5 protein-coding genes are annotated in these 6,218 nt (G+C 49.4%); 2 read left to right on the top strand and 3 right to left on the bottom strand.

The features are described from left to right. Together NNN64_RS22240 and NNN64_RS22235 are read left to right on the top strand one after the other, a co-directional pair. On the top strand, window positions 1–276 hold a 276-nt coding region (locus tag NNN64_RS22240), incomplete at its 5' end, for a hypothetical protein (protein ID WP_271442803.1). A gap of 29 nt (window positions 277–305) precedes the next feature. After that, window positions 306–911, top strand: a complete 606-nt coding sequence (locus NNN64_RS22235; RefSeq protein WP_271442802.1) for a helix-turn-helix domain-containing protein — start codon at window positions 306–308, stop codon at window positions 909–911. 41 nt (window positions 912–952) lie between these two features. On the opposite strand, the gene NNN64_RS22230 is transcribed toward NNN64_RS22235, so the two are convergent. From NNN64_RS22230 to NNN64_RS22220, 3 genes are all read right to left on the bottom strand, one after another. Further along, window positions 953–2,326: an HlyD family type I secretion periplasmic adaptor subunit gene (locus NNN64_RS22230; protein WP_271442801.1), complete on the bottom strand. Its 1,374-nt coding sequence runs from the start codon at window positions 2,324–2,326 to the stop codon at window positions 953–955. Next, a complete protein-coding gene (locus tag NNN64_RS22225; protein ID WP_271442800.1) occupies window positions 2,313–4,505 on the bottom strand; it encodes a type I secretion system permease/ATPase in 2,193 nt (730 codons plus the stop codon). The genes NNN64_RS22230 and NNN64_RS22225 overlap by 14 nt, the downstream gene beginning before the upstream one ends. A gap of 88 nt (window positions 4,506–4,593) precedes the next feature. Beyond that, window positions 4,594–5,937 carry a TolC family outer membrane protein gene (locus NNN64_RS22220; protein WP_271442799.1) on the bottom strand — a complete coding sequence of 448 codons (1,344 nt, stop codon included), beginning with the start codon at window positions 5,935–5,937 and terminating at the stop codon, window positions 4,594–4,596. Window positions 5,938–6,218 lie beyond the last annotated feature (281 nt).

Genomic DNA, 6,218 nt, shown 5'->3' with positions numbered 1-6,218 from the left:
GAAAATAAAGAGCATATAAATCAATGGATTGTGTCTTTTTGGCTATTATGCAAAGAGCAAAAAGACGAAATTGTGATGACAAAGGTGATAAGCATTAATTCTTTCTGGACAGCGCAATATACTGCTCGACACCACCACGCGAGAACAACGTCAGTGCCGTTAGCGCGTCAAAAGCACCAGGGAATGCTGGTGGTAGAGGTAGATGGGGATAAATGTCAGCTTGTATTAAAGCTGACATTTATTTTGTCCGTTAAGTCAATTCCACCATTATTTTGATGAAGCAATCACTTGCTTTAGAGAGTCCCATGTTCCAGAACGAAATAGACAAATCTGTAGTGCTGATTGGTGATGAAATAAAGAAATCGGATAACGCCTGGCTGTCCTTACGTAAAAAACGTCAGCGCATAGATCTGAAAGTCGATGGAAATATCTTGTTTCTGGAGAAAGGGACGGTCTCTGTATATCGTGTAGAAAATGATTTAGTGACGGTAAGTATTTCTGCACCGGCGATCCTTGGACTTCCACAAATGCGTACGGAGGTCGCTGGGCACTATTTACGCTGCGACACCGATTGTGAAATGTGGGCCATGAGCGTACAGAACGCCGATCTTTTATTTACCGCTAAAAATCTCTGGAAGCAGGCGTTTGATATCCTGGCGCACCATCTGCAACGCTATTTCCAGCGTGAAACATTGCAATCGCACAGAACCATTCGTGAGCTGATTATTGAACACGTCAAATATATTTGGGCGATGGAGCCCGCGGTACGTGAGAAAACATCCGTATATACCTTTATTTTGACCCGCAATCATATCTCGCGCAGTGCTATTCATAAGGTATTACAGGAGCTGGTGAATGACGGAAAAATCACACTCAATCGGGGTAAACTGTCTGCTTATTCCGCGGCATAAACATAAGCGCCCCTGATTTAATGCAAGGGGCGCGCAAGTGATTAACGTTCTCTGAGCGCCTCTGCACGCGCACGAATGATCGGTTTCAGCAGATAGCTAAGAATGGTTTTCTTACCGGTGAGGATATCGACGCTTGCCACCATGCCGGGAATGACAAGCATCGGATGCTCTCTTGTACCCAGGTAGTTTTTGTCAGTTTGCAGACGAACAATATAGAAACTCCGTCCCTGCTTATCGGTAATGGTGTCCGGACTTATCTGCACCACTTCACCGCGCAGCCCGCCATAGATGGTGTAATCGTAAGCGGTAAATTTCACCATCGCGTGCTGACCTGGATGCAGGAAGGCGATATCGCGCGGCTGTATTTTTGCCTCAATTAACAGCTTGTCATCCAGTGGCACGATTTCCACCAGATCGCTGCCCGGCTGAATGACGCCGCCGATAGTATTGACCATCACCTGCTGGACGATACCGCGTACAGGTGAAGTAACCATGGTGCGATTCACCCTGTCTTCCAGTGCTTTGACGCTGGCCTGGGCTTTGCTCAGGTTGGTGCGGGCTTCGTTCAGTTGAGCCAGCGCATCACTCTTGAAGCGGCCACGGCTTTCACCGATTTTGTTCTCAATCTCTTTAATTTCTGAGGCGGCTTTAGGCAGCGACAGGCTGACGGAATTGAGCTGTCCGGCGGTTTCCACTTCAGTACGATGTAAACGCAGCAGTTCGACTTTTGAAATGGCACCAGAGGCAAGTAACGGTTCTGACATTTTGATTTCCTGGCGTATTAATCCCAGGCTGTGCTTGAACTGATCTTCCTTTGATTCATAATCGCGCAGTTCTTGTTTTTTCTGCACCAGTTGCTCTTCAAGCGCCGAAATTTCGTTGTGAAATTGCGCCCGGCGGCTGTTATACAGTTCGGTTTCACCGCGGGCGACGTCCGGGGCTTTGCTGGCAATCTCTTCTGAGATTACAAAGTCACGGTTTTCAACCTCTGCGCTCAGGCGTTCTACCTTTGCGCGCAGGCCGAGTTTATCCGCTTCCGTTTCGCCGACGTTTGAAGCAAAACGTGTGTCGTCAAGGTGCAGTAATGGGGCTCCGGCGTTGACGATTTGCCCTTCGTGTACGTACAGCTCGGTAACAATTCCGCCTTCCAGGTTCTGTATTTTTTGCAGTTTTGACGAGGGGATCGCTTTGCCTTCACCGCGTGTCACTTCATCAATCTTCGCAAAACCTGCCCACACGAAGGACAGGACCACCAGCGCAAGGATCACCCACAGTGTCAGGCGAATTACTCGTGGAGCATCATCGATAATGGCGTGGCTCACTTCATTGATACTGTCGGTTTGATTTTCATCACGGCCGTGAAAATAGTGCTGCATGAAGCGGCGAGCACGCGCCAGGAAATCAGCGAGACGCATTAATCTGCCCCTTTTTCAACGCATCCATCACCACCGCTTTCGGGCCATCTGCGATGATGCGTCCTTTATCAACAATAATCAGGCGGTCAACCAGCGACAACATGGAGGCGCGGTGGGTGACCAGTAATAGCGTTTTACCTGCGATGCAGGGGACCAGCGCGTGTTTGATCTTCTCTTCGCTGGTGTTATCCATCGAGCTGGTGGGTTCATCCAGTAGCAGTAGAGGCGGATCCAGCAGCAGCGCACGAGCGAGTGCCACCGCCTGCCGTTGTCCGCCTGAAAGCTGAGAACCGCGCTCGCCAACCTGCAGGTTGTAGCCGTCAGGATGCAGACGAGCGAAATCGTTGACACCTGCCAGTTCCGCCGCGCGTAACATGGTTTCGTCATCGACATAGCGCGCGCCGCACAGCAGGTTGTCGCGCAGTGTGCCGTTGAACAACTGGATGTCCTGTGGGACGTAGCCGATGCTGTGGCGGAGATCGTTGACATCCAACTGACGGGAATCGATACCGTCGATCAGGATATTACCGGCGCAGGGCTGGTACAGATTGACGATCAATTTACTGATCGAGCTTTTACCGGAGCCGCTACGGCCGATGATACCGATGCGTTCGCCGGGCTGAATGGTGAGATTAATTTTGTGCAGCGACAGGTTTTTTTGTTCTGGATAACTAAAATCCACGTCGCGGAATTCAATGCTGCCCTGCAACTGTTCACGCTTGAGCGGGTTTTCATCCGCACGGCGCTCCTGCGTCAGTGACATCATCTTATCGGTATTCTTGATGGTGAGTTTTGCCTGCTGGTAACGGGCAATAAGACCGGTTAATTGGCCCAGAGGCATTAATGCACGGCCATTCAGCATGTAGCAGGCGATCAGGCCACCCATACTCAGCTTGCCGCCGATAATCATATACACACCAACAATGATCATCACCACGCCCGAAATCTGCTGGAACCAGCCGGTGAGATTGCTGGCCAGACTGGACAAGGTTTTCACCCGCAGTTCCAGACGGCTCAGGCTACCCAGCGTTTGTTCCCACTGGAACTGACGCTCGCTTTGGGCATTATTCACTTTAATGGCATCCAGGCTGCTGAGCGTTTCAATTAACAGTGCCTGACGCTCGCTGGCGAGACTCATGGTTTTGGCCACCGCCGCATTGACGGGTTTTTGCAGTGCCCAACTGCACAGCAGGGCAATCGGTAGCGTCAGGAGCGGGATCCAGGCCAGAGAGCCGCCAATAATGCCTATAACGATCAGCAGCAGCAGGGTGAAGGGCAGGTCGATAATCGTCGTCAGGGTCAGCGATGAGAGGAAATCACGCAGCGACTGAAACTCATGAATATTCTGCGCAAAGCTCCCCACGCGCTGTGGACGCTCTTTCATCTCCATGCCGATAATGCGCTCAAACAGGGTCGAGGAGATAATGAGATCGCTTTTTTTGCCCGCAATATCAAGACAGATACCGCGTAGCATTTTTAAAATCAGATCAAAAACAAAGGCAAGGCAAATGCCCACAGCCAGTACCCACAGTGTCACCGTCGCCTGGTTCGGCACCACGCGGTCGTAGACGTTCATGGTAAAGAGTGGTGTGCCGAGTGCGATCAGGTTGATTAACAGGCTGGCCAGCACGGCATCCATATACAGAAAACGTGACAGCTTCAGCGTGTCTTTAAACCAGGACTTGGTGCGTGGCAAAAAGGCTTCTGCCTGCAAATCGAACTCATGGCGCGGATGGGCAAAAATAACCTTTCCGGCATAGCTTTGTTCAAGCGTGGCTAAATCGACACGGATTTCACCACCTTCGCTTTCGCTGGGCATAAAACGAGCGCTGCCATCTTCATTCCATGCCAGTAATACGCCAGTTGCGCCAGAGCGCAGTAACAGCACGGCAGGCAGAGACATCTGCGGAATTTTATCAAGCGCGCGCGTCACCACCCGCGCTTTTAAACCGGCTCTTGCCGCAGCGCGAGGAAATATATTCAGCGTGAGTTGATCGTTTTCTAATGGCAGGCCGCTGCTTAACGTTGAACGACTGGCTGATTTACCGTGCAGAGAACACAAAATAAGTAGGCTATCTAATAACGGGTCGTCATGATGGCTACGGGGATCGTGATGTTGAGAATTGCTACTGTCAGAATTCTCTGGGACTTCATTGAATAATTCAGCTTGTGCACTCATTTTCGCAACCATTCTGACCTGCACGTTTTAATAATAGCAAGCTAATAATAAGCGTGCAGGTCAGGGATTTATTGGGTATTAATAATTATTAATGAAGTTCAGGCAGGTTATTTTCTTCTGCAGAATCTACCGGTTGACCTGATGGCGGTGGTGCAATTTTTAGAATACCCATTAATTCACCTGTACGTTCGCTAATACGATAACCGCTGGTGACTGCCAGATAGCGTAATTCGACAAGGCGGCGTTTTGAGGAGAAAACTTCATTTTCGCTATCAAGTAAATCCAGTAGTGTACGTTCGCCTAGACTGAATTGATCCTGATAGGCGGTACGTACTTTTACGCTACGGTCGGCATATTCTTCGGCAGAAGGAAGCTGGGCGCGCGCGTTTTGTAATGCTGTCCACGCCAGGCGCAGTTCCTGATTCATCTGGCGCAACGTGTTGTTACGCACATCCTGAGCCTGCTTATGCAGATACGCGCGGGAGTCCATTGTGGCTTTGTCGCTACCGCCCTGGTACAGGTTGTAATGCAGTTTGACCATCGCTTCCCACTCTTCGGTATGTGCGCGAGTGGTGTCGGTGTTATTGCTGATCCCACGGGAAAGCTCAACGTCAACGCGTGGGTAGAAGGTTGATTTTGAGGCTTCGTACTGTTGATGTGCGGCCTCAATATCGGCATTGGCAGACTTCAGCAATGGGCTATTCTTCTCCATTCGACTTTTGGCGTCCGCAAGTGAGGTTGGCAGCTCAGCGTCGATACTCGCTGGCTGGCTGAGTCCTTGCGGCTCCATGCCGGTCACGCTGATAAAGGTGGTTTTTGCATCTTCGAGGTTGGTTTGCTCGGTCAGTAAGTTGTTACGCGCCTGCGCCAGACGCGCTTCGGCCTGCATGAAGTCTCCTGAACGGCCAACGCCCTGATCGGTACGCAGTTTTATCTGGTCATAGATGCGTTCATGGTTAGCCAAATCATCTTCAGCCAGACGGACAAACTCCTCGCGCTGCAACACGTCAAAATAGGCCTGAATCACCGTATATGCGGTACTTTCGCTGGTATTCATAACGCTCCAGGCGCGTGAGTCCACGGTCGCTTTTTGTCGGGCGACTTCGCTGGAGGTGGCAAAACCATTAAACACATTTTGCTCAAGGCTCAACGTCGCCTCGTTGGGGGACTGCGTCAAACCGTTGGTGCTGCCTGCGGCACGCGTTGTCGCATCATCAATATTTTTGCGTCCGGCTTCAGCATTTAAATTCAGCGACGGTAAATATCCACCTTTTGCCGCACGTAGTTCTTGTTCGGAAGAATAACGGCTGTTTATCGCCGCATTGACTTCAGGGTGGTTAGCTAATGCTTCTTTAACGGTATTGTGTAAATCTTCTGCGTTAACTGAATTTATTGAAAACCATGAAAGCAGAAAAACAAAAAACTTCTTCATGACATGAATGCCTTATATCTCACGGTTATGACTTCCCGTTGTCGTTGCTATCATCCGTTTTTACAAACACGTTATATTAATTAACAAATATGAATTATCTTAATTGCTTACAGCGGACAGCTATTCAACGACATGTTTTGTCACATCGTGTTTTATTTTTGGTTATTTTTTATTATATTTATTGGCCAGTCAAGTCTCATGTAAATGCACTTTATAAAATGTGTTTTTTTCTACATTGGGATATTAATGTTTACATTAAATGAATGTGATATTTGTTCGTT

The organism is Citrobacter sp. Igbk 14 (genome assembly GCF_028069825.1).
Classification (GTDB): domain Bacteria; phylum Pseudomonadota; class Gammaproteobacteria; order Enterobacterales; family Enterobacteriaceae; genus Citrobacter.
Note: the sequence above shows the minus strand (reverse complement) of the source record. Positions and strands in the feature narration are given on the sequence as shown.